This is a genomic window from Luteibacter sp. 329MFSha (assembly GCF_900111665.1).
Lineage (GTDB): Bacteria > Pseudomonadota > Gammaproteobacteria > Xanthomonadales > Rhodanobacteraceae > Luteibacter.
On sequence record NZ_FOJE01000001.1, the window covers coordinates 822,430 to 847,906 of the forward strand.

The following is a 25,477-nucleotide window of genomic DNA, read 5'->3' on the forward strand; positions in this document are numbered from 1 at the left end:
TCGCGCCGCTTGGCGGGTCATTCCGCCGAGCCGAGTTCCCGCGTGTTTCGCTCCATCACCTTCATCGCGTCCTCGGCCTGGCGCTGCGTGCCGTGGCGGGACGCATCCGAACGCGATTCCTGCAGGCGCGCGCGTTCGGCGAGCTCGCGCGAGATCGTCGGCGAGGGCAGGTCGTTCCGGGGGCGCGTCGCGACGACGGGCGGTGTGGTGGCGGCTGGGGCCGGAGCGGCCGGAGGAGCGGCCGGCGTCGCGGCGACGGGCGGTGGCGTCGCCGTGACCCGCGTCATCGCGCGCCACACGAACAGGCCGAGCAGGCAGACCACCACCGCGGCGACGATCGAGGGAAGCAGCCAGGGCCGGTCGTGACGGGACGTCGGGACACGTGCGGCCTTCTCCTTGCGTGCCGGCGTCTCGTTGGCGGCGACGTGCGAGGTCACGCCGGTCGCCGGACCGTCGAGCTTCAGCATCACGCGCAGCACGTCGCCGTCGATCAGCTGCAGCCGTGGCTGGCGAAGCTGCACCGTGCGCGCGTCGCCGCTGAAGGTGCCGCGCGTGACGAGGATGCCGCCCGATGCGCCTTCGTTGAGCATCGTCGCGAGGAGTTCGTTGACGTCCTGCACCTGCACTTCGCTGGCGTCCCACTGGCGGCACTGGAGGATGGTGACCTCGTTGCCGCGGCGCATGCGCAGGTCGAGGCTCGCGCCCAGCGCCTTGAGGGATTTCGGACGGGAGTCGTATTCGACACGCCAGCCCTGCTCGCGGTAGTGCTCGGCGAGCAGGTGCTCGAACGTATGCCAGCTCATGCGCGCCAGGGCATCCGTGCCGACAGGTGGGTGCGATCGCGCGTCGAACATGAGGTGGCGGGATTCCAGACGTACAGGCGCCAGATGATAGCGGGGTTGGCGGCGACGCGCTCCCGGCCGCGCATCCGTCCCTTCACATTCCTGACTTTCTTGCCGCATATGCACATGCCCGGTACATTGGGAGGTCGAGTCAGGGGAAATCGGGGAAAGACAGGTGTTGAAGCATGTAATCGTCGCCTCCGCGGCGCTGGCGCTGGCCGGTTGTGGCGGCCGCGCGATGATCGAAAGCGACATGAGCCGCGCGGTGTCGGCAAGCCCATCGTCGCCGTGGCTGACCGTGGAAAACCCGGGCGCGCGGGTGCTGACCGTGGCGGGCCTCGAATCGAAGGAAAAGGTGCAGGTCACGCCGGACATCGCCAGCGTGGTCGAAGCGCGCCTGCGCACGGCGCTGCAGCCGAAGTATTTCACCGACCTCATCATCAACTGCCGTGGGCTCGAGGTCCTGGTCGGCGCGAAGGCCGACGCCGAGCCGCCGTCGCTGGACATCGACATGGCGATCGACTGCCGCATCGTGGCGCGCGGGCTGATCGCCGCGAAGTCGTATCGTCTCCACGCATCGCGGAAGCTGGACCCGGCCTCGCCCCGGCTCGATGTCGCGGTGCCGACGCTGATCGATGCCGCCTCGGCCGATCTGGCCGAGCGTCTCTGGACCGACGTCCTCGGTACGGGCGTGAAGCGCTAGCCTGGCGCCAGGTGGTCGCCGGGGCGCCTGCTCAGGCCTCCGCGACCGCCACGGCGGTGCGCAGCTCGTCCCGGCAGGCCACGAGCCTCTCCTGGCCGAAGCCGAGCGTGGCGTGCGCCAGCAGCACCGCCTCGGGATCCGCCGCGCCGCGTTCCGTCAGCACGTCCAGCATCGCCACGCGGCTGGCGGCGAGCAGCGCCCGCCCCAGCGGGGTTCGCGCGCCCGCATCGGCCGGATCCGCGCGCTCCGCCAGCGCCTGCACCACACGCGAGGGAAAGCTCCAGTGCCGCGCCGCGTGCAGCGACAGGCGTTCGATCTGTTGCCCTATCGCCGCCATGAACGGACGGCTGTACGCCAGACCGGCCGCGCCGGGCACGTTGGCGACCTCGCGGATGATCGATTGCGCGCCCGCCTGACTAGCGATGCCGGCGAGGAACGCCTCGAAGGGGTCGCACACGCCACGGCTCAGAAACGCACAGGCCCGCGCGCAGCGTTCCGCGTGTTCCCACAGCCGCTCGCCGGCGTCGCGCCCCAGCGGGCCGTCGTCCGTGCGCAGGATCGGTCGCATCACCATCTGCATCACCACGCGGCGCAGGCCGTCGTGGCCCATGATCGCGATGGCCTGGGGCAGGCCCGAAACGGGCCGCGCCGTGCGGAAGTAGGCGCTGTTCGCCACCCGGAGCACTTCGCCGACGAGGACGGTGTCGCGCGAGATCTGTTCGGCCAGCGCGCGATTGTCGGCATCGTCGTTGCGCAGCGAGCGCATCAGCTGCGGCACGACCGCGGGCAGCCGGGGCAGGGTGGCGACGTCGAAGCGCTCGCTGCCGAAGGCGTCGCGCACGCGGCGCAGCACGTTCTGTTCGGCGGGCGTCAGGCCCGGGTCGCGCGCGGGACCGATGCCGAACACGAGGCGATAGAAGCGATCTTCGATCTCGTCGCCCGTGAGGGCGCCAGGCGGTGCGTCGGACGGTTTGGGCACGAATGGCGCGGCATCGGGTAGCGACAGGCGCGCCGATGCGTCGGCGGACCGCGCTCGCGCACCTCCGAACCACTTCCTGAAGAACCGGCCGATCACGTGTGGCTCCGCGTTGGGATGGGGACGATGCGGCAGTATATGCCCCATGGTGGGTCGAAACGATTGGCGAGGCGTGTCGCCTGTCGGCGGACCGGACGGCCGTAAGATACCGACATGACCCATCACCCCACGAGCCGCATCGTCCTGCCTCCCGGCGGCTGGGCGTCCGTCCTCGATTTCCTTTGCGAGCGCTTCGCCACAATCGATCGCGCGACGTGGATCGACCGGATGGAGCGCGGCACCGTCACGGCCGACGGGCAGACGGTGTCGCGCACGTCACCCTATCGCCCGGGCGCGGTCGTGGCCTACCGGCGCGAGGTGCCCGACGAACCACGCATCCCGTTCGACGAATCGATCGTCTTCATGGACGACGACCTCGTCATCGCCGACAAGCCGCACTTCCTTCCCGTCATGCCGGCCGGTCGTCATGTCGAGGAGACGCTGTCGGTCAGGCTCATGCGCCGCCTGGACAATCCGGACCTCGCCGCGCTTCATCGACTGGACCGCGGCACCGCGGGCCTCGTGGTCTTTTCCGCGCGTCCCGCGAGCCGCGACGCGTACACGCGCCTGTTCCGGGAGCGCGCCATCGTGAAAATCTACGAAGCGATCGCGCCGCCGATGCCGGGGCGTGACTTCCCCTTCGTCCACGCATCGCGCCTGGAACGCGCCGAGCCATTCTTCCGCATGCGCGAGGTGTCCGGCGAGCCGAACGCGCGAACGTGTGTCGACGTCATCGAGCGCGGCGAGCGTCACTGGCGTTACCGCCTGGAGCCCGCGACCGGTCGCAAGCATCAGCTTCGCGTGCACATGGCCAGTCTGGGCGCGCCGATCCTCGGCGACCGCACCTATCCCAGGCTGCGCGACGACACGGGCGATTACGGCGATCCGCTGCGCCTGCTCGCGCGCGAGTTGCGCTTCGTCGACCCGCTCAGCGGCGAGCCCCGCCACTTCCGCAGCGGACGAAGCCTCGACCTTTGACGCTTGCAGGCGCAAACTATGCGCCTCTCAGCCGCGCGTCCCCGATGACTTCCGCACCAGGCTTCCGCACCGTCGCCCTGATCATCGCGAGCGCGATGTTCATGGAGCAACTGGACGGCACCATCCTGGCGACGGCGCTGCCGTCGATGGCGCAGTCGTTCGACGTGTCACCCCTGCACATGAGCGTGGCGCTCACGTCGTACATGCTGAGCCTGGCCGTGTTCATTCCTGCCAGCGGCGCCATCGCCGATCGCTACGGCTCGCGCAACGTCTTCCGTGCCGCCATCGCGCTGTTCACCCTCGGCTCCATCCTCTGCGGCGTCTCCGGCAACCTACCGCTGCTCGTGGCCTCGCGCCTGCTGCAAGGCATCGGCGGCGCGATGATGGTGCCCGTCGGGCGCCTCGTGCTCCTGCGTTCCGTGCCGAAATCCGAGCTGGTCTCGGCGATGTCGTGGCTGCTGGTGCCCGCGCTGATCGGTCCGGTGGTCGGGCCGCCGCTGGGCGGTTTCATCGTCACTTGGGTGTCGTGGCGCTGGATCTTCTACATCAACGTGCCCATCGGCCTCGCGGGGATGTGGCTCGCCACGAAATACATTCCCGACGTGCGCCTGCCGGACAAGGTGCGGTTCGACCGGCTCGGTTTCGTGCTGTCCGGCGTCGCGTTGTCATGCCTGGTGTTCGGTCTCGAAATGGTCAGCCACGGCACGGCGTCGTCGAACCTTTCGGCCCTGCTGATCGTCGGCGGGTTGCTGGTGGGCGCCTTGTACGTATGGCATTCGCGCCGCGTGCCGAACCCGATCCTCGACCTGTCGCTGATGCGCTTCACCACGTTCCGTCTTTCGGTGGTGGCCGGCTCGCTCACGCGCATCACCGCCGGCGCGGTGCCGTTCCTGCTGCCGCTGATGATGCAGCTCGGATTCGGCCTCTCGGCCGCGCACAGCGGTGTCGTCACGTTCGTGTCCGCGCTGGGCGCGATGCTGATGAAGGCGACCGCCGCGCCGGTGCTGCGCCGTTGGGGATTCCGCGCCACGCTGATGTGGAACGGCGTGCTGTCGATGGTGTGCGTGGCGCTGTGCGCGGCGTTCCGCCCCGACTGGCCGCTGTGGACGATCTACACCGTGCTGCTGCTTTCGGGATTCTTCCAGTCGCTGCAGTTCAGCGCGTACAACACCGTGGCCTATGCGGATGTGCCGAGCGAGCGCTTCTCCAGCGCGACCAGTTTCTACACCACGTTCCAGCAGCTGATGCTGTCGCTGGGTATCTGCGTGGCGTCCGCCGCGCTGCATGTGTCCGTGGTGTGGAACGGGCACGCGAGCGCGCAGTTGCCCGACTTCAGCGCGGCGTTCCTGGTGGTGACGTTCGTGTCGCTGATCGCGGCACCGGTGTGCGCGCTGTTGCCCCGAAATGCCGGCGCGGAAATGAGCGGTCACAGGGCACGCTAGAAGGCGGTCGCGCGCGTGCCCGCTGCCGCGGGATCGCCGATACGATCGGCTCCCACCAGCCACCGCTCCCTACCGAAGGGTGGGAGCCGATCGTATCGGCGACGGGAGCGACGCTACAGAGGCAGCGCGAGCGGATACTTCACCCACGACCCCGCCACGCCCGGCATCGCGGCAAGGCGGCGGGCCTGCACGACGAACTCCGCGCGTGGCACTTCCACGGCGCCCATGCTGAGCAGGTGGCTGTTCGTCACCTGGGCATCGAGCAGCGGAAAGCCCCAGCCATGCAGCAGGTTGCACAGCGCCGCGAGCGCGACCTTCGACCCCCCGCTGCGCGCGCTGAACATCGACTCGCCGCAGAACAGCCTGCCGACGGCCACGCCGTAGATGCCGCCCACGAGCGACCCGCGATCCCACACCTCGACGCTGTGCGCGTGCCCGCGCCGGTGCAGTTCCTCGTACGCCGCGATCATGTCGTCGCCGATCCAGGTGCCGGGCTGGCCGTCGCGCGGCGCGGCGCACGCGTGCATCACCCGGCTGAACGACGTATCGGCCGTGACCTGCCAGTTCGAGTGGCGCAGCTGCTTGCGCAGGCTGCGACTGAGGTGCACGCCGTCGGTGCGGAAGACGCAGCGCGGATCGGGCGACCACCACAGGATCGGTTCATCGGCGTTGAACCACGGGAACACACCCTGACCGTAAGCCGCGAGCAGCCGCTCCGGCGAGAGGTCGCCGCCCCAGGCCAGCAGACCGTTCGGGTCCTGCAGGGCCGTCTCCGGATCCGGAAACAGGCTGACGCGCGTCCGGTGCAGTTGCGGCAGGCGAATCATCGATCGGCGTAAGGCGAGTGGGTCATGAGCTCCTCGCGATACGCCTCGCGATGGCGGGCCTCGTGCTCCAGCGCGTCCGCCACCGCGCGGCGGAAGCCTTCGTGGGCGATGTAATGCCGCGAGTGCGTCGGCGTGGGCAGGAAGCCGCGCGCGAGCTTGTGCTCGCCCTGTGCCCCGGGCTCGAAACGGGCGAGCCCTTCGCGAATCGCGTACTCGATGCCGCGGTAGTAGCACAGTTCGAAATGCAGACCCGATACCTCCACGCTCGCACCCCAATAACGTCCGTACAACGCACCGCCGCCACGGAGAAACAGCGCCATGGCGACGATGTCGTGCGAATCGCGCGCCAGTGCCACCTGCACATTCGAGCCGAGGGTGCGGCCGAGGTATTGGAAGAACCGCGCGGTCAGGGCCGCGTGGTTGCCTTTCATGTCGAACGTAAGCTCATACAGGGCGTGGATCTGCCGCCACTCGGTGTCGGACAGCTCGTCGCCGCCGCGCATCTCGATCGTGAGGCCCGACGCGTGCGCGCGTGCGCGCTCCTGCCGGATGTTCTTGCGCTTCTTCGCGGTGAGGGCGGCGAGGAAGGCGTCGAAGTCGGCATAGCCCCGGTTGTGCCAGTGGAACTGGTAGTCGGAGCGCGCGAGCCAGCGGTCGTCGAAGGCGTCGAGGTCGGCGTCGGCCAGGAAGTTGGCATGGATCGACGACAGCCCCAGGCGGTCGGCCTCGTCGACCAGCGCGGCCGTCAGGCGATTGCGGATCACCTCGGCGGCCGGTCCTTCCGGCACCAGCAGGCGCGGGCCGGGCACGGGCGAGTAGGGCGAGGCGACGAGCAGCTTCGGATAGTAGTCGCCACCGGCCCGCTCCCAGGCGGAAGCCCAGCTCCAGTCGAAGACGAACTCGCCGTGCGAGTTGCCCTTCAGATACGTGGGAGCGGCGGCGACCAGTCGGCCCTGTTCGAACAGGGCCAGGTGGTAGGGCTTCCAGCCGTAGTCCTCGCGCAGGCAGCCCCGGGACTCCAGGCCGCTCAGGAACGCGTGCGAGACGAAGGGGTTGCCGTCCGGGACGAGCGCATCCCAGTCGGCGGACGCGATGCCGCCGAGACCATCGAGGAAGCGGATGCCGTCCATGTAGCGGAACGCCCCGCGTGGGTCGCGGGGCGGTTCCCTCAGGCCAGCATGTTCTGCTGGTCGAGCCAGCGCTCGGCGTCGAGCGCCGCCATGCAGCCGAAGCCGGCGGAAGTGATCGCCTGGCGATACACGTGGTCGGCGACGTCGCCCGCGGCGAACACGCCCGGCACCGACGTGGCGGTGGCCATGCCGTTCAGGCCCGACTTGATCTGGATGTAGCCGTCGGTCATCTCGAGCTGGCCTTCGAAGATGCCCGTGGCCGGGGTGTGGCCGATGGCGACGAAGAAGCCCTGGACGTCGAGATCGCGCTTCGCGCCGGTGTTGACGTCCTCGACGCGCACGCCGTTGACGCCGGAATCGTCGCCCAGCACCTCGTCCACCTTGTGGTTCCAGAGCAGTTCGATCTTGCCGGCCGCGGCCTTCTCGAAGATCTTGTCCTGCTGGATCTTCTCGGCGCGCAGCTTGTCGCGGCGGTGGACGAGATAGACCTTGCGGGCGATGTTCGAGAGGTAGAGCGCCTCTTCGACGGCCGTGTTGCCGCCGCCGACGACCACGACGTCCTGGTCGCGGAAGAAGAAGCCGTCGCACGTGGCGCAAGCGGACACGCCGCGGCCCTTGAACTTCTCCTCGGAGGCGATGCCCAGGTACTTGGCCGTGGCGCCGGTGGTCACGATCAGGGCGTCGGCGGTGTACTCGCCGGCGTCGCCCTTGAGGCGGAACGGGCGGGTCTGCAGGTCGACGCTATGGATGTGGTCGAACACCATCTCGGTCTCGAAGCGCTCGGCGTGCTCGGCCATGCGGCGCATCAGTTCCGGGCCCTGCACCCCCTTCTCGTCGCCCGGCCAGTTGTCCACCTCGGTGGTGGTCATCAGCTGGCCGCCCTGCGCCAGGCCGGTCACCATGGTCGGCTTCAGGTTGGCGCGCGCGGCGTACACCGCGGCCGTGTAGCCGGCGGGACCGGATCCGAGGATCAGGAGACGGCTGTGCTTGGGGGTGCTCATGTATAATCCTTGGGTTTACTGCGGCGTGTTTTAAGTCGTACCGCTCGCCTCTTGCGGCAGGATGCTAAGGCCGTATCGAGGTCCGCGAGGACATGGTCGACCCGGAAGAATGGGGAAGACGGGGGTGCGATTCAAGACGCTCGGCTCACGATGGTGCCCGCTTCGTCCCCACGGAGCGGCTTACTCCCGACTTTTATCGGCTCATTCAGGATCCTCCATAAGATGCGCATCGGTATTCCCTCCGAAACCAAGACCCTCGAAGGCCGCGTGGCCCTCATCCCGGCCGCCGCGGCCGATCTGGTCCGCCGTGGCCACGAGGTCTTCATCCAGTCCGGTGCCGGCACCAAGAGCGGCTACGCGGATGCCGACTACGCCGCCCTGGGCGTCACTGTCGTGCCCGATGCCGCCGCCGTCTACGAGAAGGGCGAGCTGATCGTCAAGGTGAAGGAGCCGATCGAAGGCGACCTGAAGCTCCTGAAGAAGCACCACCTGCTGTTCTGCTACCTGCACCTGGCCGCCGAGCCGGCGCTCACCAAGAGCCTGCTGGACATCGGCCTGACCGGCGTCGCCTTCGAGTCCGTCGACGAGAACGGCGCGCTGCCGCTGCTGCTGCCGATGTCCGTCATCGCCGGCCGCATCGCCACCCAGATCGGCACCACGCTCCTGCACCAGCCCAACGGCGGCAAGGGCAAGCTGCTGGGCGGCATGGCGTCCACGCCGCGTGGCAAGGTGGTCGTGCTCGGCGCCGGCGCCGCCGGTGGCAACGCCGCCGCGCTCGCCGCGTCGGCCGGTGCCAACGTGGTCGTGTTCGACAAGCGTCCGGACCGCATGGCCGAGATGATGGCCCTGGGCCCGAACGTCACCGCGCTGTACGCGTATGAGTCGTCGGTCGCCGAGGAAGTCCGCAACGCCGACATCGTCGTCGGTGCCGTGCTGATCCCGAGCGCCAAGGCGCCGCGCGTGGTCACCGAAGCGATGGTCAAGACGATGGAGAAGGGCTCGGTGCTCGTCGACATCTCGATCGACCAGGGCGGCTGCTTCGAGACGTCGCGTCCGACCACCTGGAAGGAGCCGACCTACGAGGTCCACGGCGTGACGCATTTCTGCGTGACGAACATGCCGGGCGCCGTGCCGCAGACGTCGTCCACCGCCATCTCCGCCGCCATCCTGCCGTACGTGCAGCGCCTGGCCGCCGGCAACGAGTGGCGCGACTACGCCCCGCTCGCCGCGGGCATCAACATCGAGAACGGCAAGATCGTGCACCCGGCCCTCCAGGGCATGGCATGATGCCGGCAACCGGGACCGAGGTCGTTCGTTAGTGGCGCGAAGCGCGAAAGTCGTAAAGAAGCAGGCGAAGGCGCAGGTCAAGGCCCAGCGGGAGGGCTTGAGCGAAGAGCTCAAGCGCCGCCTCCGCGAGGCCGGGGCGCTGCTCCTCCTGCCGTTGGCCCTTTACCTCCTCGTCTGCCTGCTCAGCTACAACGACCAGGACCCGAGCTGGGGGCACATGGGCGTCGCCGAACACGCCACCAATTTCGGTGGCTCGGTCGGCGCGAACATCGCCAACCTGCTCCGGTACATCTTCGGCCTGGTGAGTTACGGCTTCCCGTTGCTGCTCCTCGCGCTGGGCATCCAGGTGCTCCGTCATCGCGGGGAGCGCAACGTGCAGCCGTGGGAGCCGTCGCTGCGGCTCATCGGTTTCGTGTTCTTCTTCATCACCGCGCCCGCGCTGATGTACCTCAACGTCGACACCGCCGTCCTGCCGGAAGGCCCGGGCGGCATCGTCGGCAAGTGGGTGGGGCGCGGCCTGCACGGCGCGTTCGGTGACAAGGGCGCGCCGCTGCTGCTGCTCGCCGTGTGCCTGATCGCCGTCACGCTGGCCACCGGCCTCTCCTGGTTCCGGCTGATGGACGCCACGGGCGAGCTCGTCATGCGCATCGGCGGCTGGTTCGGCGGCAAGCTGCGCAGCGCGCCGGACGTCATGGCCGCGCGCACCGCGCGTGCGGAGCGCGAGGTCGTGAAGAAGGCCGAGGCCGTCAAGCAGGCCAGGCGCGAACCGGTCCGCATCGAAACGCCTGCCCCGGTGGTGGTCAAGAGCGATCGCGCCACGCGCGAGAACCAGATTCCTCTGTTCACCGGCGCGTCGATGGACGGCGAACTGCCGCCGCTGTCGCTGCTCGACGAAGCGCCGCCGCAGGGCCCGGGCTACTCCGAGGAAACCCTCGAGGTGCTCTCGCGCCAGGTGGAGCTGAAACTCAAGGATTTCCGCGTCGAGGCCCGCGTCGTCGGGGTCTATCCCGGCCCGGTCATCACCCGTTTCGAACTGGAACCCGCCGCCGGCGTGCGCGGCAGCCAGGTGTCCAGCCTCGACAAGGACATCGCGCGCGGCCTTTCCGTCGTCAGCGTGCGCGTCGTCGACGTCATTCCGGGCAAGAACGTCATCGGCCTGGAAATCCCGAACACCAAGAAGCAGATCGTCTACCTCTCCGAGATCCTGCGCTCCGAGCGCTACGACCAGGTGAAGTCGCCGCTGGCGCTCGCGCTGGGCAAGGACATCGGCGGCAAGGCCGTGGTCACCGACCTGGCCAAGATGCCCCACCTGCTCGTGGCCGGCACCACCGGCTCCGGTAAGTCCGTGGCGGTGAACGCCATGGTGCTCAGCTTGCTGTACAAGTCGAGCGCCAAGGACGTCCGGATGATCATGATCGATCCGAAGATGCTGGAGCTTTCGGTCTACGAAGGCATCCCGCACCTGCTGGCACCGGTCGTCACGGACATGAAGGAAGCCGCCAACGCGCTGCGCTGGTGCGTGGCCGAGATGGAGCGCCGCTACAAGCTCATGGCGGCGGTCGGGGTGCGCAACCTCGGCGGCTTCAACAAGAAGGTGAAGGACGCCGAGAGCAGCGGCCAGCCGTTGCTCGATCCGCTGTTCCGCGCCAACCCGGACATGCCGGGCATGACGGCCGAACCGCTCGAACCCCTGCCGCACATCGTCATCATCATCGACGAATTCGCCGACATGATGATGATCGTCGGCAAGAAGGTCGAAGAACTCATCGCGCGCCTGGCGCAGAAGGCGCGCGCCGCGGGCGTGCACCTGATCCTCGCCACGCAGCGTCCGTCGGTCGACGTGATCACGGGCCTGATCAAAGCGAACATCCCGACGCGCATTGCGTTCCAGGTCTCGTCGAAGATCGACTCGCGCACCATCCTCGACCAGTCGGGCGCCGAAGCCCTCCTGGGCCACGGTGACATGCTCTACCTGCCGCCGGGCACCGCCACGCCCGAGCGCGTCCACGGCGCGTTCGTGGACGATCACGAGGTGCACAACGTCGTGGAATGGCTGCGCGCGCAGGGTGCGCCGAACTACATCGAAGGCGTGCTGGAAGAGGTCCAGTCCACCGCCGACGGCAAGATCATCAACGACTCGGGTCTGCCGCAGGACGCCGAGGGCGAGGGCGACGGCGACAACGCGCTCTACGATCGCGCCGTGCGCGTGGTGACCGAGACGCGCCGCGCCTCGATCTCCGGCGTGCAGCGCCACCTGCGCATCGGCTACAACCGCGCCGCCCGCCTCGTCGAGCAGATGGAGCAGGACGGCATCGTCAGCGCGCCGCAGCACAACGGCAACCGCGAAGTGCTGGCGCCGCCGCCTCCGAAGGACTGATCCCGCATGAACCCGATGAAGCCGGGCGCGCTCCGCCAGCGCCCCTGGAGCCTGCTCGTCACCGGCGACCTCGCGCCCACGGCCGAGGTACTCGACGAGGTCGAGAGCATCTTCGAACTTAACCCGTCGATCCCCGGGCTGGAGCTGCGCGCCGACGACGGCCGCGCATGCTTCGTCACCCGCGACTACCCGAGCGGCCATACCGCCGGGGTGGACGACGCGCTGGAAGTCATCTTCGCCGAACAGCCCGAGATCGCGGAGATCGCGGTGCTGGGGCAGGAGGCCCGCCCGGTGCACACGGCCACGCGCGACGCGCCTTACTGGCACCGCGACGGCAAGGCCATCGCCGACATCAGCGAGAAGATGGAAGCCGGCGAGATCACGCCCGCCGAGGCCATCGACATGCTTAAGTCGCTGTTCGAAACCGATCGCTGACAATCGCGCCGAATCCCACGGAATCCACGCCCATGAAACGCCTCCTGCTCGCCGCGACGCTGTCCCTGCTCAGCCTGCCGACCTTCGCCGCCGGCCCGGCGCGCGACCGCCTCGACGCCTTCGCCAAGGGGATGCATTCGCTCGCGGGCAGCTTCACGCAGACCCTGTCGGGCCCGAACGGCGAAGCCGGCAAGACCAGCAAGGGCACGCTTGCGCTCGAGGCGCCGCGGCAGTTCCGCTGGGAGACCACGGCGCCGTACAAGCAGACCATCGTCGCCGACGGCAGCCGCGTGTGGCTCTACGATCCCGACCTGGAACAGGTCACCGTGCGCAAGCAGAGCAGCGAAGAGGCGCAGAGCCCGCTGACCGTGCTCACCGACATCTCGCAGCTCGACCGCGACTTCCATGTGACGGAGCAGGGCCAGCACGACGGGTACCAGTGGCTGCGCCTGACCTCGACGAGCGCGGATCCGCAGTTCACCTACGCGGACCTCGGGTTCGACGCGAAGGGCGCGCTCGCCGCCATGCGTTTCCAGGACCAGCTCGGCAACCTCACGAAGATCACCTTCGCGAACCTGACGCGCAATACCGCGTTGCCGGAGGGCACGTTCACCTTCGTCCCGCCGCAAGGCACCGACGTCGTCGGCGATGCCCCGGTCCTGCAGACCCAGCCCGTCCACTGATCGCCTGGTAGGAGCGCGCCCTGCGCGCGACAGCTTTTCGCGAAGAGCATCAGGTCCTGATGCTCACGGCCTCAAAAGATGTCGCGCGCAGGGCGCGCTCCTACCACTCAGCGTTTCTTCCGATCCCGCGCGTACGCCACGCGTGCCGGCACCTTCGCCGTGACCGCGACACCGCGCTGCGGCAGCGATACCACGTCGAGCCGGCCGTTCAATCGCGCCGCGCGTTCGCGCATGCCGACGATGCCGTAGTGCCCCTCGCCGGGCATCATGCTCGGCGAGCCGTCGAAGCCGTCGCCATCGTCGCGCACGGTCACCGTGAGCCATCGCCGCGCGTATTCGATCGTGATCCAGATCGACTTCGCGTGGCTGTGCTGGGTGGCGTTGAGCAACGCCTCGCGCACGATGCTGTGCAACTCGTCGGTCGCCACCTCGCTGACCGGACGGCGCATCCGCGGTGCGATCACCTCGAAATGCACCGGAATGCCGATGTCTTCCGACTGCGCCGCGATGCGCTCCTCCAGCGACCCATGCACGGACGCCTGCGTGCGCAGGCCCTTGACGCGGTCGCGGCCCTCCACGAGCAACGCCTCGGCGCGATCGATGGTGCGCTCCAGCGTCGTGCGCGAGCGGTCCTCGGGCGATAGTCCATCGACGAAGGCCTGGAAGCGCAGGATCAGCCCCTGCACGCCCTGCAGCAGCGTGTCGTGCAGATCGCGGGCGATGCGTTCGCGCTCGCGATGGCGTTCGTCGAGCCGCATGCGCAGGCGGCGCGTCAGCAGGCGGACACGCCACCGGTGCGCCAGCCAGACGAGCAGTCCGACGAGGCCGAGACAGGCGAGCTGGAACCAGCGCATCTCGAACAGCCGCGCGGGCACGCGCACGGCCAGCGGTTCGGAGCGACTCCAGTGCCGACCGTCGTACGACGCCTCGGCGACGAAGCGGTAGTCGCCCGGCGCGAGGTCCATGTAATGCGCATCGCGATGCGCGGTGCCGTCCTGGTACGTGGCGTCGACGCCTTCCAGCCGATAACGGAACAGCACGCCCCGCGGCCGTCCGGGCGCTAGCGCGGTATACGACACGTGCAGGTCGCGGCTGCGCCTCAGCACCACGTCTTCGCCAGGGCGGATGGTCGTCGTGCCGGATTCGATCGAGCGGATGATGACCGGCGGCGGTGGCGGACGGGCGAGCGGCTTGGAGGTGTCGAGCCATGCGAGCCCTTGCGACCCGGAGAACCATAGGTATCCGTTGCGCGCCGCGAACACGGTGGGCAGGGGCCGCACGAGCTGCGCCGGGCCGGGCACGCCGTCTTCCATCGTCAGCACCATGGCCTCGACGGGTGTCTCCGGCTTCGCCAGCGCGGCCTTCCACGCGTCGTGCGTGAAGTGGATCAGGCCGTTCACACCGTACGCCCAGACCGCGCCGTCGCGCGTGCCGACGATGCCGGTGACCATGTCGAGACGGTCCCGGGGCAGGGAAGTGAGCATGCGGAAGCGGTCGCCGTCGAGGAACGACATGCCGTGTTCGGAACCGACCACCAGCGTGTCGCCGACCGACGCGACCGCCGAGACCGGCCCCAGTCGCAGCCCCTCGGCCTCGCCGTAACGGCGCATCTTCGTGCCGTCGAAGACCGAGACCGAGCCATCCTGGTAGCCGAACCAGGGACGGCCGCGCGGGTCGATGTGGATGACCCAGGGGGCGACGTCCGGCGGCGCTCCGAACGGCGTGGCCGACTGCCACGCTCCGTCGCCTTCCTGATAGAACACGCCGCGCAGGCGCAGCGACAGCCACAGCCGTCCCGTGGCGTCGCGCGCGATGGCCTGTACCACGGAGCGTCGCTTCGCCGCGCCATCCGGCAAGGGCACGGACACGGGCAATGCGCCCGTCTTCTTGCGCCACATCTCGCCATAGCCACCCATCAGGGTGCTTCCGTCGGGCTCGGTCCAGACGCTCGTCAGCGCGCCGGTGAAACCCGGAAGCGGCCGTGGATCGGGCGTGAGCGTCCACAGCCGGTCGTCGTAAGCGGTCAGCGCGGCCGTGCCGGTCCACACCGTGCCGGCGGCGTCTTCGAACACGGAAAAGTACAGCGACATCTGCGGGAAGCGCACGGTCGCCAGCCAGCTGTCGCGGAAGCGGTCGAGGCCCGCCTTGGTCGCGACCCAGATGCTGCCGTCGCGGTCCTCCAGCATCGTCATCGTGCCTTGCGACGTCATGCCGAGCTGCTCGCTCATGGCCTGTAGCTTCGGGTTCCCGGCGAGGTCGCCCGTCTGTCGCACCGAGCCCGCCGGAACGCGGCAGAGGTTCCGGTCGCAGGCGACCGTCCACAGCGTGCCGTCCCGATCCAGCAGGCTCGTATTGCCGTTGGCGCGCCGCTGCCGCGCGAAGGGATGCGGCTTGCCCCAGTCGCCGGGAAGCGGCGCCACGCCGGATTCCTGGCGGCGCCAGATGCTGCCGTCGTTGTCGAGCAGGAGCACCTGCGGCGACGGCGTCGGCAGTCCGGTGTCCTCGAAACGGCGGGCGCCCTTCGGCAGCACGAAGGTGCCCTGATCGGTCACCACCCAGAGCACGCCGTCCGGCGCTTCGAGGAACTGGTCGAACTCGCCCTTCAGTCCCCAGTCCGACACGTCGTTCCAGCGCGAACCGTCGAAACGGAAGATGCCCGCCTCGGACGCGACCCAGAGCGCACCGTCGCCCGCGGTGGCGAACTCGTCGACCGCGACGTGATCCGGCAGGCCCTCATTGGCGCCGTACGACGTGACGGTGTCTCGGCGCAGCCGCAGCAGACCGCCGCCGGCGCGGGCCACCCAGAGGTCGCCGCCGGGTGCCGCGTAAAGCGCCCACATCGCCTCGCTCTCGTTGCTCGCGGGCGGAAGCAGCGGGTATTTCTCGAACTCGAAACCGTCGTAACGGAACAGGCCGATCCGCGTGGCGAACCACAGCCAGCCGTCCTCGGTCTGCGCGATCGACGTCGCTCCGACCGGCGCGCCGTCCTGCGCACGCAGCGCGGTGTGATGCAGCTGTTCGAGCGTGCGTGTCGGATCCGTGGCATGCGCGGCCGGCACGCCGGTGCACAGCGCGACGAGGCACAACAGGAAGCGGATCGCGCGACGCGCAGTGAAGATCATCGGCACAGGACGGGAGGGACGAACGCCCAGCGTACCGTATCGAGGCGGTGGCGCGGCCGGGCGGCCGATCCGCAACGTCCCGCTTTCATGCCAGACTCCACCTGAAGACAACGGACGTGGTCGGCGGGGGAGCAAGGGCATGTATGTGGTGTGGGCCATCGTGGGTGCGATCATCGGCGCCTTTGTGGGTGAGGGCGTCGCCGGCGCCGTTGCCGGATTCGCCATCGGATTCCTCTGGGCGCGCACCGCCCAGCTGCGTCGCGATCTCGACGACGCGCGGCGGCTGATCGACGACCTGGCCGGCGGCAAGCGAGCGGAAGCCGCGGATACGACACCGCCCCCGATACCGTCGCCCCGGCGCGCGCCGGAGCCCGTATCCCCGGTCCCCCCGGTCGCGCCACCCGCGCCACCCGCGACTGCGGTCAGGCCGGCGGCAGCCGTCCACGCCGCGGTCGAGCCACCCAGCGGCCCGACCCTTGCCGAGCGCCTCGCCACCGCCATCAAACGCTGGTTCACCGAAGGCAACGTGCCGGTGAAGGTCGGCATGCTCGTGCTCTTCGCCGGCGTCGCCGCGTTCCTCGAATACGCCGCCGACACCGGCCTGCTGCGCGTGCCCGTGTCGGTGCGCCTGTGCATCGTCGCGCTCGCCGCCATCGCGGGTGTCGTGTTCGGCTGGCTGCAACGCGACCGGCGGCGCGCGTTCGCCCTGTCGCTGCAGGGCGGCGCCATCGGCGTGCTGGTGATGACCGTCTTCGCCGCATACCGCATGTACGGGCTGCTTCCGGCCGGATGGGCGTTCGCGCTGCTGATCGTCTTCGTCGGTGCCCTCGGCGTGCTCGCGGTGCTGCAGGATGCGCTCGCGCTCGCGGTGCTCGGCCTCGTCGCCGGTTTCGCCGCGCCGATCATCGCGTCGACCGGGCAGGGCAACCACGTCGCGCTGTTCTCGTACTACGCGGTGCTCAACCTGGGCATCCTCGGCATCGCCTGGAAACGCGCGTGGCGCGTGCTCAACGTGCTGGGTTTCGTCGGCACGTTCGGCGTGGGCACGCTGTGGGGCGTGCTCAGCTATCGGCCCGGGCTGTTCGCCAGCACCGAGCCGTTCCTCGTGCTGCATTTCCTGCTCTACCTCGCCGTGCCCTGGCTGCACGTGCTGCGTTCGCCGCGGCGCGAGCGGGCGATCCTCGATGGCTGCCTGATGTTCGGCAATCCGATCGCCAGCCTGCTGCTGCAGGGCGCGCTGCTCGACTGGCGGCCCATGCCCCTGGCGATCTCCGCGCTGGCGGCCGCGGCGATCTACGTCGCGATCGCCTTCGCCATCCGTCGTCGCGACGACATGACGCTGCTGCGCGAGACGTGGGCCGTGCTCGCGGTCGCGTTCGCGACGATCGCCGTGCCGCTCGCGCTCAGCGCCAGCGTGACGGCGAGCGTGTTCGCGCTGGAAGGCGCGGGCCTGATCTGGCTCGGCTTCCGCCAGGGCCGGCGCCTGCCGCGCTGGGCCGGCGTGTTCCTGCAGTTCGCGGCGGGCGCGGCGTGGGTGATCGCCGCGCTGTTCCGCCACGGCGTGGACGACGTGCCGTTCTTCAATGCAGCTTTCATTGGCAGCCTGCTGCTCGTGATCGGGGCCGTCGTGGGCATGTGGCAGTTTGATCGCCATGGCACCTCGCGTGGCGTCTCCGCGCTCGCGCGCATCGGCCTGCTGGTCTGGGCCACCCTGTGGTGGCTCGTCGGTTTCGCCGACCAGATCGATCGCTTCGTGGTCAACGGCGCGCCGCAGGCGGCGAGCTGGCTCGCGTTGTCGTCCGTCACCGCCGCCTTGCTGGCCATCGCGTGCCCGCGTGCGCGCAAGCTCGACCTGGGCACCACGCTCGCCTTCGGCGTGCCGCTGTTCCTGCTCGTGAGCATGGCCGTGATCCTCGATGCCGCCAACGCCGGCACGCAGTGGCTCGCCGGGTGGCCGCTCGTCGCGGTGGCGGTGATGGGTGCATCCGGCTGGTTCGCGCTGGCCGGTGAAGCGAAACACCCGATCGCCGCGGTCGCCACGTCCACGATCTGGTGGGTGCGCTGGCTCGCCGTCTTCACCGTCGCGATCGCCATCGCGCTCGACGGCCAGTCGCTGGGGCAGGGCTGGCGATTGGCCGCCGTCTCCATGCCGACGCTGCTGCTCGCGACGCTCGTACTGTGGGGCGCGCGCTGGCTGGCGATGCCGCTGCACGCGCATGCCCGCGAGATCCGTCTTGCCGTGGGGGCGTGCACGACGCTGGGCATGATCGCGATCGGCATCGGCGCGCTCGGCGCCGCGGGCGATCCACGACCGCTGCCGTTAGTGCCCGTGCTCAACCCGGTCGACCTGCTGCTGGTCGCCGTGCTGCTCTTCGTGGCGCGTGCCATCTCCGACGACGCCATCCCCTCCGAGGTGCGGCGACTGCGGCCCGCGGTGCTCGCGGCCCTGTTCTTCGTGATCGCCACCAGCATGACGCTGCGTGCCGTGCACCACCTGGGCGGCGTGCCGTGGGACGGCGACATGCATCGCAGCAGCCTCGCCGAGCTGTCGCTCACGGTGGTGTGGAGCGTCATCGGCGTGGTGGCCTGGGTGCTGGGCTCGAAGCGAGGGCAGCGCATGCTCTGGCTGGCAGGCGCGGTGACCATGGCGCTGGTGCTGCTGAAGCTTCTGATCGTCGATCGCGGGCACCTCGGCAACCTGTTCGGCATCGCGTCGTTCATCGCGTACGGTCTGCTTTGCACCGTGATCGGTTATCTCGCGCCCGCGCCGCCACGGCAGGGTTCGGTTCCTCCTCCGGAGTCGTCGCATGCAGCGTGACTGGCGTCGTGTCCTCCCCCTCGCAGGCCTGCTCGCCACCCTGGCGCACGCCGACGCCCCGCCGCGATTCGCGGTAAGTTACCCGCTGGCCGCTGCGCCCGGCGCGAAGGCGTACGTCGTGTCCATGCCCGAAGACGTCTACGCCTGGGCCGTGCGCGATGCGGGCCTCACCGACGTCGTCGTGGTGGATGCGAAAGGGCGCCAGGTGGCGGCGGGCATCTACCACGCCGCCGCCCCGACGTCGCACCCGCTGACGGTGGACGCGCCGATGCTCACCGTGCCGCCGAGCGCGAACGGTGCCGTGGGCCCGCGCATCCAGCGCAGCACCACGGGCGACATCCTGATCGAGCCCGGCGCCGCGGCCACGAGCGGAAAGCCCTCCGAATGGCTCGTCGACGCGCGCCAGCCGCTGCGACCCGAGCGCATCGAGTTCGCGCCGCTGGGGCGCGACGCGAACCTGCGGATCGACATCGACGCCAGCACCAACCTGCAGGACTGGATACCACTCGTGCGTGGCGCGTCGGTCGTCTCGCTCGGCAGCGGCGATGGCGCGGTCGACGCGCGCGTCGTGAAGCTCGCCGGCGACACGGCACGCTATTACCGCGTGCGCGTGACCTCGGGCGACGCGCCCTGGGCCGACGGCCACCCCGGCAGCGTGACGCTGTCCGGCACGGTGACCGATGCCTCGGCGAAGGACGAATCCCCGCGCCGATGGCTCGACCTCGGCCCGACCGACACCGCGACCAAGGATCAGGGCGTCGACTACGACTACCGGCTACCTGCCGCGGTTCCCGTCGGCGCGCTGCGCGTGAAGCTGGGGCGGGGCGACAACGTCGCGCGCCTCGACGCCATCGCCGTGCAGGACACGATGCGCGGCGAGCAGCTCGGCACGCTGGTGGTGACCCCGGGTGCGCCGAACGGCGACGTTCACCCGCTGGAACTGACCCCGATGCGCCGCGATCTCATCCGCCTGCATTCGGTGACGCCGCTGCGCGAGCCGCCGCGCCTGCTGGTGGGCTGGCGATCCGATCGCATCGTCTTCCTGCCCGAGGGCGACGGGCCGTATCGCCTTTTCGTCGGCAGCCGCTCGGAGCGTCGCCCGGCCTGGCCGATCGACGAGGCCGTCGCGGCGTTGCGCAAGGAAGGCGGCCCCGCATGGCGTCCGGCGGAAGCCACGACGGGCAAGGCGCAGGAGCTGGCGGGCAAGAAGGCCGTCGACCCCGCCGACGCGCCGTTCGACTGGACGCGCCCGCTCCTGTGGGTGGTGCTGCTGCTCGGCGCGGCGGTGGTCGCCGCCATGGCCGCCAGCCTCCTGCGGAAGCCGAAGAACGGCGGCGAATGAGCCGTTGAGGCGCCATGCACGGCGAACGCGCGATAATGCGCGTTCACCGCACGTCATGAGCCCCATGTCCTTCCAGTCCCCCGGCCTGTTCGCCGAACCCGAAGCCCTGAAGCCGCTCGCCGAGCGCATGCGGCCGCGCGCCCTCGACGAGATCGTGGGCCAGCAGCGCGTGGTGGGCGAGGGCAAGCCGCTGCGCCGTGCGCTGGAGGCGGGCAGGGTGCATTCGATGATCCTCTGGGGCCCGCCGGGCTGCGGCAAGACCACGCTGGCCCTGCTGGTGGCGCGCTACGCCGACGCCGACTTCCGCGCGATTTCCGCGGTGATGAGCGGACTGCCCGACGTGCGCAAGGCGCTGGCCGAAGCGGAAGGCAACTTCGCGCAGGGGCGCCGCACCGTGCTGTTCGTGGACGAGGTGCACCGCTTCAACAAGGCGCAGCAGGACGCCTTCCTGCCGCACATCGAACGCGGCGTGATCATCTTCGTCGGCGCCACCACCGAGAACCCGTCGTTCGAGCTCAACTCCGCGTTGCTCTCGCGCTGCCGGGTGCACGTGCTCGACGCCGTCGGTGTCGACGACATCGTCGCCGCGCTGCACCGCGCGCTCGCCGATACCGAACGCGGCCTGGGCGATCTCGGACTGCATGTCGACGAAGGCTCGCTGCGGCTCATCGCCAGCGCGGCCGACGGCGACGTGCGCCGCGCGCTCACGCTGCTGGAAATCGCCGCGGAGCTCGCGGAAGACGGCCGCATCGACGACACCACGCTGGAACAGGTGCTCGCCGACCGCACGCGCCGCTTCGACAAGAGCGGCGAGCAGTTCTACGACCAGATCTCGGCGCTGCACAAATCCGTGCGCTCGTCCGATCCCGACGCGGCCGTGTACTGGCTGACGCGCATGCTCGACGGCGGCTGCGACCCGCTGTACCTCGCGCGCCGCATGACGCGCATGGCGGTGGAAGACGTGGGTCTCGCCGAGCCACGCGCGTGGCGCATGGCGCTGGACGCATGGGACACCTACGAGCGCCTCGGCAGCCCCGAAGGCGAACTCGGCCTCGCGCAGCTCGCCATCTGGCTCGCCATCGCACCGAAGAGCAACGCGGCGTACATGGCGTACAACAAGGCGAAGGCCACGGTGAAGCAGATGGGCACGCTCGACGTGCCGATGCACCTGCGCAACGCGCCGACGAAGCTGATGAAAGGCCTCGGCTACGGCAAGGATTACCAGTACGACCACGACGCCGAAGGCGGCATCGCCCTCGACCAGCAATGCCTGCCCGACGAGCTCGAAGGCATGACGTTCTACGAGCCCGTCGACCGCGGCCTCGAACTCAAGCTCGGCGAAAAACTCAACGCCCTCCGCGCCGCACGAACCGAAGCCCGCAAGAAGCGCTGAAGGCGCGCCAACCTACCGAAGGGTGGGAGCCGATCGCATCGGCGATCCCGCGCCAGCGGGCAATCTCGCCAACGCTCGCACCCCTGCCAAAAGTCCGATACCCCCCGACGCCACACCGGACGTACCCTCGGCCCATCCAACCCGCGGGAGCACGGCCATGCGCATCGCCATCGCAACGCTGCTGGGCGGCATCGTGATGTTCCTCTGGGGCGCATTCGCGCACATGGTGCTGCCGCTGGGCGAGATGTCCATGCGCGCACCGCTCGACGAAGACAAGGTGCTGGCCGCACTCCACGACGGCCTCCCGGGCGAACACGGCATCTACGTGCTCCCGCACTACGACCCCGCCACGCAGGGCGACGAAAAGTCCATCGCCACGTTCTCCGCCAAGGCCAAGGCCAACCCGTACGCCTTCATCGTCTACACGCCCTATGGCAAGGACCCCATGGCGTCGATGCCGTACAACCTGTTCCACCAGTGGCTTTCCGAGACCCTCGCCGCGCTGATCGTCGCGCTGATCATGATCCGCGCAGGCACCGGCGCCGCCCGGGGCCTGCTCATCGGCCTGGGCTTCGGCATCTTCAGCTGGCTCTCGCTCAGCGTGCCGTACTGGAACTGGTACCGCTTCCCCGGCGCGTTCACCCTCGGCAGCCTCGTCGAACAGGCCTTCGGCTGGCTCGTCGCCGGCGCCGTCATGGGCTGGTGGCTAGGCCGCCACCGGACCCCCTGAGGCCCTCACCGTCGTACCGGCGCACGCCGGTACCCACGGCGACCACGCCCAGGCGACACGACGCGCTTCCTCCCGAGCCCCGGCACGTTGCCACAACACCATAAACCCCCTCACCGTCGTACCGGCGCACGCCGGTACCCACGGCGACCACGCCCGAACGAGCAACCACATCCCAAGGCCCCCACCGTCCAGCCCCCAAACTTTGCGATAATCCCGAATCCACCCGCCCTCGGAACGCAAACATGCTGGATCCCGCCCTCCTGCGCGGCCGCCTCGCCGAAACGGCAGAACGCCTCCGCGCCGCCCGGAACTTCGACCTCGACGTAGCCACGGTCGAGCGCCTCGAATCCGAGCGCAAGTCGCTCTCCACGGAGACGCAGGAGCTGCAGAACCTCCGCAACACGCGTTCCAAGGCCATCGGCCAGGCCAAGGCCAAGGGCGAAGACGTCGCCCCCCTGATGGCGGAAGTGGCCGGCCTGGGCGAAAAGCTCAAAGCCAACGAAGACGCGCTCGCCGCCGTCCAGGCGAAGATCAACGAGATCGCCCTCGGCATCCCGAACCTGCCCGACGCCTCCGTGCCCATCGGCAAGGACGAAAACGACAACGTCGAAATCCTCCGCTGGGGCCACGCGCGTCCGTTCGACTTCGAAGTGAAGGACCACGTCGACCTCGGCGCCCGTCACGGCTGGCTCGACGCCGACGCCGGCGCGAAGCTCAGCGGCGCGCGCTTTACCGTGCTCCGCGGCCAGCTTGCGCACCTGCACCGCGCGCTCGCGCAGTTCATGCTCGACCTGCACACGACCAAGCACGGCTACCTCGAACACAACGTCCCGCTGATCGTGAACAGCGCGGCGATGGAAGGCACGAGCCAGCTGCCGAAGTTCGAGGAAGACCTCTTCGCCACCGAAGTCGGCGAAACGAAGCGCTACCTGATCCCGACGGCCGAAGTCACGCTGACCAACCTCGTCCGCGAGAGCATCACCGAAGCCGACGCGCTGCCCATGCGCCTCGCCGCGCACACCATGTGCTTCCGCGCCGAAGCCGGCAGCTACGGCCGCGACACGCGCGGCATGATCCGCCAGCACCAGTTCGAGAAGGTCGAAATGGTGCAGATCGTCGCGCCGGAAACGAGCATGCAGCAGCTCGAGGAACTGGTGGGCCACGCCGAAGCCGTCCTCCAGGCCCTGAAGCTCCCGTACCGCAAGGTGCAGCTGTGCACCGGCGACATGGGCTTCGCCGCCGCCAAGACCTACGACCTCGAAGTCTGGCTGCCCAGCCAGAACACCTACCGCGAGATCAGCAGCTGCTCCAACTGCACCGACTTCCAGGCACGCCGCATGCAGGCGCGGTGGCGCAACCCGGCCACGAACAAGCCGGAACTGGTCCACACCCTCAACGGCTCCGGCCTGGCCGTCGGCCGCACGCTGGTCGCCGTGATGGAGAACTACCAGCAGAAGGACGGCTCGATCGAGGTCCCCGAAGTGCTCCGCCCCTACATGGCCGGCATCGAAGCCATCGCCTGAGGGAAAGGGCAGGGTACAATCGGCGCGCCGGCCGCCCAGCGCCCGGCGTGTCGACGCAGGAAGCCGCCACGTGCAACGCGTGGCGGTGAGGAACAAAACGGAGAGATGGCCGAGTGGTTTAAGGCAGCAGTCTTGAAAACTGCCGTAGGTGTAAGCCTACCGTGGGTTCGAATCCCACTCTCTCCGCCAGTAGCCTGAAAATCCAGTTCCTCCGAGGGTTTGAGCGCTGGCCGGGGACAACGTCACCGGGTCACAAAATCGGGTCACACGAGACCCCGATGCGACTTCCCCATTATCTCCACCGTTCGGCCACCGGCATCTGGCGTTTCCGTCAACTGGTGGGTCTGCATGGTCACATCCTGGACGATGGCGTCCTTCCTACCATGCAACCTTTTGGAGGCAAGTCCCAGGCAAACGGTCAGGGTTGCGGAAATGCTCAGGGGTCAGGAGCCGCATCGCGCATGGCGGTTAGCTCAGCGACCGACCTTGTATGCCACTCTGGATTGGCCATGGCATTGACCGGCATATAGGGGGCCGTCTTGCCCAGCAGGGTATCGTCCGGGCTCCACAGCTCCACTCTGCCGTTGCGGAGGTGTGTCCAGGAAAATTGGTGTGCCTTGAGCGCCTGGTCGACACTCGACCGGCTGTTTGCGTTCATCAGACACTCGATGCCGTCGGGCGCCATCTCAAGGGAGTCGTTTTCGAGGTTGATCACAAGTGTGGCCTGCAACGTCCCTTCGGCATTCTGCATCCACAGTCCGATGCTACCTCTGAGCTGCTTGAGGCCCCGGATGGTGAGGTCTTCAAACGCATGGACGTCGGCTCCCCTGCGAACAAGGACGGTCAATTGATTCGGAAGGGAAATGGTGTGACCCGACAGGTCGATCCCGTCAAGGGTCTGGTCGATGACCTCCTGTCCGAGCAGCGCCCGGAAGCCTGCGATGGGGGAAGACCGCACTGCCTTTCTCGACAACCGGTGGTGGATGCCGAACTTCTCCTCGATGGCCATGCGGGCAAGGGCCCGAATGACAGGCAGGTCGCGGGTGATGCGTTGGTGGTCACCCATCTTATCGGGATTGACGAAGACATCCCTTTCAGCGTGCGCGATGGCATGCCGTCCCTGTTCAACCAGGTAGGATGACGGGTCGATATTGCCCGCCCTGAGCTCATCAAGTCGGTCGATGGCATCACGTTCAGTAAGCACAGGCAGGGCTTCATCGACCCAGCGCCCCCGAGCGCGGCCATCCCGATGAATGAAGGCAATGGCCTTATAGAGGTTCAGAAATCCATAAAAAGGACTACGCGAGGACACCCCTTCGCGAAAGAAGGCGAGGGCCGTGGCCGCATCGTCATCCGGGATGCTGGCCAGTTCCTCGATGTCGAAGAAATCCTGCACGATGCCCATCTGCATGCGTCCGACCCCGAATGGGTGACTGCCAGACATCCACATCACCACCTCGAACTGCCAGTCGCCACTCCATGCCATGGCACTTCCCAGACGAGACACAGCATCATGTGCCTGCGACGTCGTCAGGCCGTGTTTGCGGGCATTGAGGCAAACGGTGGGCGAAAGCTGGGGCGTGCCAGGCCTGAGGATGAAATCAAAGCCGTCATACGGCACAACCTGCGCGGTGGTCGGCCAGGGGACCGTGGTCTCGACGCCGGCAATGACCCAATCGCCGACTTCCCTCTGGAGCTGCTCGGCTTCACCCCTGAGATCCCGCAGATACGGCTTTGGCATGGTGCTGTCCTCCTGTGTTGGACGCACC

19 protein-coding genes and 1 tRNA gene are annotated in these 25,477 nt (G+C 68.8%); 13 read left to right on the forward strand and 7 right to left on the reverse strand.

What is annotated here, in order from left to right; all coding sequences use genetic code 11:
- Nucleotides 1-17 precede the first annotated feature (17 nt).
- Complete coding sequence (locus tag BMW54_RS18715; protein ID WP_175472747.1) at nt 18-803, reverse strand: restriction endonuclease; 786 nt, start codon at nt 801-803, stop codon at nt 18-20.
- Nucleotides 804-1,017: 214 nt separating this feature from the next.
- On the opposite strand from BMW54_RS18715, the gene BMW54_RS18720 reads away from it, so the two are divergent.
- On the forward strand, nt 1,018-1,545 hold the full coding sequence (locus tag BMW54_RS18720; RefSeq protein WP_175472748.1) for a hypothetical protein: 528 nt from the start codon (nt 1,018-1,020) through the stop codon (nt 1,543-1,545).
- Nucleotides 1,546-1,576: 31 nt separating this feature from the next.
- Here BMW54_RS18720 and BMW54_RS03605 read toward each other — a convergent pair whose 3' ends face one another.
- Entirely contained in the window at nt 1,577-2,524 is a 948-nt protein-coding gene (locus tag BMW54_RS03605) for an HDOD domain-containing protein (protein WP_175472749.1), read from the reverse strand.
- Nucleotides 2,525-2,734: 210 nt separating this feature from the next.
- Between BMW54_RS03605 and BMW54_RS03610 the strand changes: the two genes are divergently transcribed.
- Both BMW54_RS03610 and BMW54_RS03615 read left to right on the forward strand, forming a co-directional pair.
- On the forward strand, nt 2,735-3,598 hold the full coding sequence (locus BMW54_RS03610; RefSeq protein WP_090053050.1) for a pseudouridine synthase: 864 nt from the start codon (nt 2,735-2,737) through the stop codon (nt 3,596-3,598).
- A gap of 44 nt (nt 3,599-3,642) precedes the next feature.
- Nucleotides 3,643-5,040 carry a DHA2 family efflux MFS transporter permease subunit gene (locus tag BMW54_RS03615; RefSeq protein WP_090053052.1) on the forward strand — a complete coding sequence of 466 codons (1,398 nt, stop codon included), beginning with the start codon at nt 3,643-3,645 and terminating at the stop codon, nt 5,038-5,040.
- 113 nt (nt 5,041-5,153) lie between these two features.
- Here the strand turns inward: BMW54_RS03615 and aat are convergent, their stop codons facing one another.
- The 3 genes from aat to trxB are packed head-to-tail and all read right to left on the reverse strand — an operon-like array spanning nt 5,154 to nt 7,998.
- Nucleotides 5,154-5,867: a leucyl/phenylalanyl-tRNA--protein transferase gene (gene aat, locus BMW54_RS03620; RefSeq protein ID WP_090053054.1), complete on the reverse strand. Its 714-nt coding sequence runs from the start codon at nt 5,865-5,867 to the stop codon at nt 5,154-5,156.
- Nucleotides 5,864-6,997 carry a GNAT family N-acetyltransferase gene (locus BMW54_RS03625; protein ID WP_090053055.1) on the reverse strand — a complete coding sequence of 378 codons (1,134 nt, stop codon included), beginning with the start codon at nt 6,995-6,997 and terminating at the stop codon, nt 5,864-5,866. The genes aat and BMW54_RS03625 overlap by 4 nt, the downstream gene beginning before the upstream one ends.
- A 38-nt stretch (nt 6,998-7,035) precedes the next feature.
- Entirely contained in the window at nt 7,036-7,998 is a 963-nt protein-coding gene (gene trxB, locus BMW54_RS03630; protein ID WP_090053057.1) for a thioredoxin-disulfide reductase, read from the reverse strand.
- A 222-nt stretch (nt 7,999-8,220) separates the two neighbouring features.
- On the opposite strand from trxB, the gene BMW54_RS03635 reads away from it, so the two are divergent.
- The 4 genes from BMW54_RS03635 to lolA all read left to right on the forward strand — a co-directional run bounded on the left by BMW54_RS03635 (nt 8,221) and on the right by lolA (nt 12,780).
- Nucleotides 8,221-9,285 carry an alanine dehydrogenase gene (locus BMW54_RS03635; protein ID WP_090053058.1) on the forward strand — a complete coding sequence of 355 codons (1,065 nt, stop codon included), beginning with the start codon at nt 8,221-8,223 and terminating at the stop codon, nt 9,283-9,285.
- 97 nt (nt 9,286-9,382) lie between these two features.
- Nucleotides 9,383-11,662, forward strand: coding sequence for a DNA translocase FtsK (locus tag BMW54_RS03640; RefSeq protein WP_254779043.1), 2,280 nt, complete (start codon nt 9,383-9,385; stop codon nt 11,660-11,662).
- A 6-nt stretch (nt 11,663-11,668) separates the two neighbouring features.
- Nucleotides 11,669-12,097, forward strand: coding sequence for a hypothetical protein (locus BMW54_RS03645; RefSeq protein ID WP_090053061.1), 429 nt, complete (start codon nt 11,669-11,671; stop codon nt 12,095-12,097).
- Between the two features lie 32 nt (nt 12,098-12,129).
- Complete coding sequence (gene lolA, locus BMW54_RS03650; protein WP_090053063.1) at nt 12,130-12,780, forward strand: outer membrane lipoprotein periplasmic chaperone LolA; 651 nt, start codon at nt 12,130-12,132, stop codon at nt 12,778-12,780.
- A gap of 107 nt (nt 12,781-12,887) precedes the next feature.
- Here the strand turns inward: lolA and BMW54_RS03655 are convergent, their stop codons facing one another.
- Nucleotides 12,888-15,902 carry a sensor histidine kinase gene (locus tag BMW54_RS03655; RefSeq protein ID WP_139206027.1) on the reverse strand — a complete coding sequence of 1,005 codons (3,015 nt, stop codon included), beginning with the start codon at nt 15,900-15,902 and terminating at the stop codon, nt 12,888-12,890.
- A gap of 139 nt (nt 15,903-16,041) precedes the next feature.
- On the opposite strand from BMW54_RS03655, the gene BMW54_RS03660 reads away from it, so the two are divergent.
- From BMW54_RS03660 to BMW54_RS03685, 6 genes are all read left to right on the forward strand, one after another.
- Nucleotides 16,042-18,720, forward strand: a complete 2,679-nt coding sequence (locus BMW54_RS03660) for a DUF2339 domain-containing protein (RefSeq protein ID WP_090053066.1) — start codon at nt 16,042-16,044, stop codon at nt 18,718-18,720.
- Nucleotides 18,710-20,062, forward strand: a complete 1,353-nt coding sequence (locus BMW54_RS03665; RefSeq protein WP_090053068.1) for a DUF3999 family protein — start codon at nt 18,710-18,712, stop codon at nt 20,060-20,062. Before BMW54_RS03660 ends, BMW54_RS03665 begins: the two co-directional genes overlap by 11 nt.
- Before the next feature lie 64 nt (nt 20,063-20,126).
- Nucleotides 20,127-21,455, forward strand: a complete 1,329-nt coding sequence (locus BMW54_RS03670) for a replication-associated recombination protein A (protein WP_175472750.1) — start codon at nt 20,127-20,129, stop codon at nt 21,453-21,455.
- Between the two features lie 157 nt (nt 21,456-21,612).
- Nucleotides 21,613-22,185 carry a hypothetical protein gene (locus BMW54_RS03675; RefSeq protein WP_090053071.1) on the forward strand — a complete coding sequence of 191 codons (573 nt, stop codon included), beginning with the start codon at nt 21,613-21,615 and terminating at the stop codon, nt 22,183-22,185.
- A gap of 242 nt (nt 22,186-22,427) precedes the next feature.
- Nucleotides 22,428-23,708, forward strand: coding sequence for a serine--tRNA ligase (serS, locus tag BMW54_RS03680; protein ID WP_090053072.1), 1,281 nt, complete (start codon nt 22,428-22,430; stop codon nt 23,706-23,708).
- 99 nt (nt 23,709-23,807) lie between these two features.
- Nucleotides 23,808-23,897 (forward strand) — tRNA-Ser (locus tag BMW54_RS03685).
- Between the two features lie 247 nt (nt 23,898-24,144).
- Here the strand turns inward: BMW54_RS03685 and mauJ are convergent.
- Nucleotides 24,145-25,449, reverse strand: a complete 1,305-nt coding sequence (gene mauJ, locus BMW54_RS03690) for a methylamine utilization protein MauJ (RefSeq protein WP_090053074.1) — start codon at nt 25,447-25,449, stop codon at nt 24,145-24,147.
- Between the last annotated feature and the right edge of the window lie 28 nt (nt 25,450-25,477).

Excerpts from the sequence above, each read along its gene's own strand:
- BMW54_RS18715 (WP_175472747.1), bottom strand. The coding sequence starts at position 803 with ATGAGCTGGCATACGTTCGAGCACCTGCTCGCCGAGCACTACCGCGAG.
- BMW54_RS03610 (WP_090053050.1), top strand. The coding sequence starts at position 2,735 with ATGACCCATCACCCCACGAGCCGCATCGTCCTGCCTCCCGGCGGCTGG.
- BMW54_RS03615 (WP_090053052.1), top strand. The coding sequence starts at position 3,643 with ATGACTTCCGCACCAGGCTTCCGCACCGTCGCCCTGATCATCGCGAGC.
- aat (WP_090053054.1), bottom strand. The coding sequence starts at position 5,867 with ATGATTCGCCTGCCGCAACTGCACCGGACGCGCGTCAGCCTGTTTCCG.
- BMW54_RS03625 (WP_090053055.1), bottom strand. The coding sequence starts at position 6,997 with ATGGACGGCATCCGCTTCCTCGATGGTCTCGGCGGCATCGCGTCCGCC.
- trxB (WP_090053057.1), bottom strand. The coding sequence starts at position 7,998 with ATGAGCACCCCCAAGCACAGCCGTCTCCTGATCCTCGGATCCGGTCCC.
- BMW54_RS03635 (WP_090053058.1), top strand. The coding sequence starts at position 8,221 with ATGCGCATCGGTATTCCCTCCGAAACCAAGACCCTCGAAGGCCGCGTG.
- BMW54_RS03645 (WP_090053061.1), top strand. The coding sequence starts at position 11,669 with ATGAACCCGATGAAGCCGGGCGCGCTCCGCCAGCGCCCCTGGAGCCTG.
- lolA (WP_090053063.1), top strand. The coding sequence starts at position 12,130 with ATGAAACGCCTCCTGCTCGCCGCGACGCTGTCCCTGCTCAGCCTGCCG.
- BMW54_RS03655 (WP_139206027.1), bottom strand. The coding sequence starts at position 15,902 with ATGATCTTCACTGCGCGTCGCGCGATCCGCTTCCTGTTGTGCCTCGTC.
- BMW54_RS03660 (WP_090053066.1), top strand. The coding sequence starts at position 16,042 with ATGTATGTGGTGTGGGCCATCGTGGGTGCGATCATCGGCGCCTTTGTG.
- BMW54_RS03665 (WP_090053068.1), top strand. The coding sequence starts at position 18,710 with ATGCAGCGTGACTGGCGTCGTGTCCTCCCCCTCGCAGGCCTGCTCGCC.
- BMW54_RS03670 (WP_175472750.1), top strand. The coding sequence starts at position 20,127 with ATGTCCTTCCAGTCCCCCGGCCTGTTCGCCGAACCCGAAGCCCTGAAG.
- BMW54_RS03675 (WP_090053071.1), top strand. The coding sequence starts at position 21,613 with ATGCGCATCGCCATCGCAACGCTGCTGGGCGGCATCGTGATGTTCCTC.
- serS (WP_090053072.1), top strand. The coding sequence starts at position 22,428 with ATGCTGGATCCCGCCCTCCTGCGCGGCCGCCTCGCCGAAACGGCAGAA.
- mauJ (WP_090053074.1), bottom strand. The coding sequence starts at position 25,449 with ATGCCAAAGCCGTATCTGCGGGATCTCAGGGGTGAAGCCGAGCAGCTC.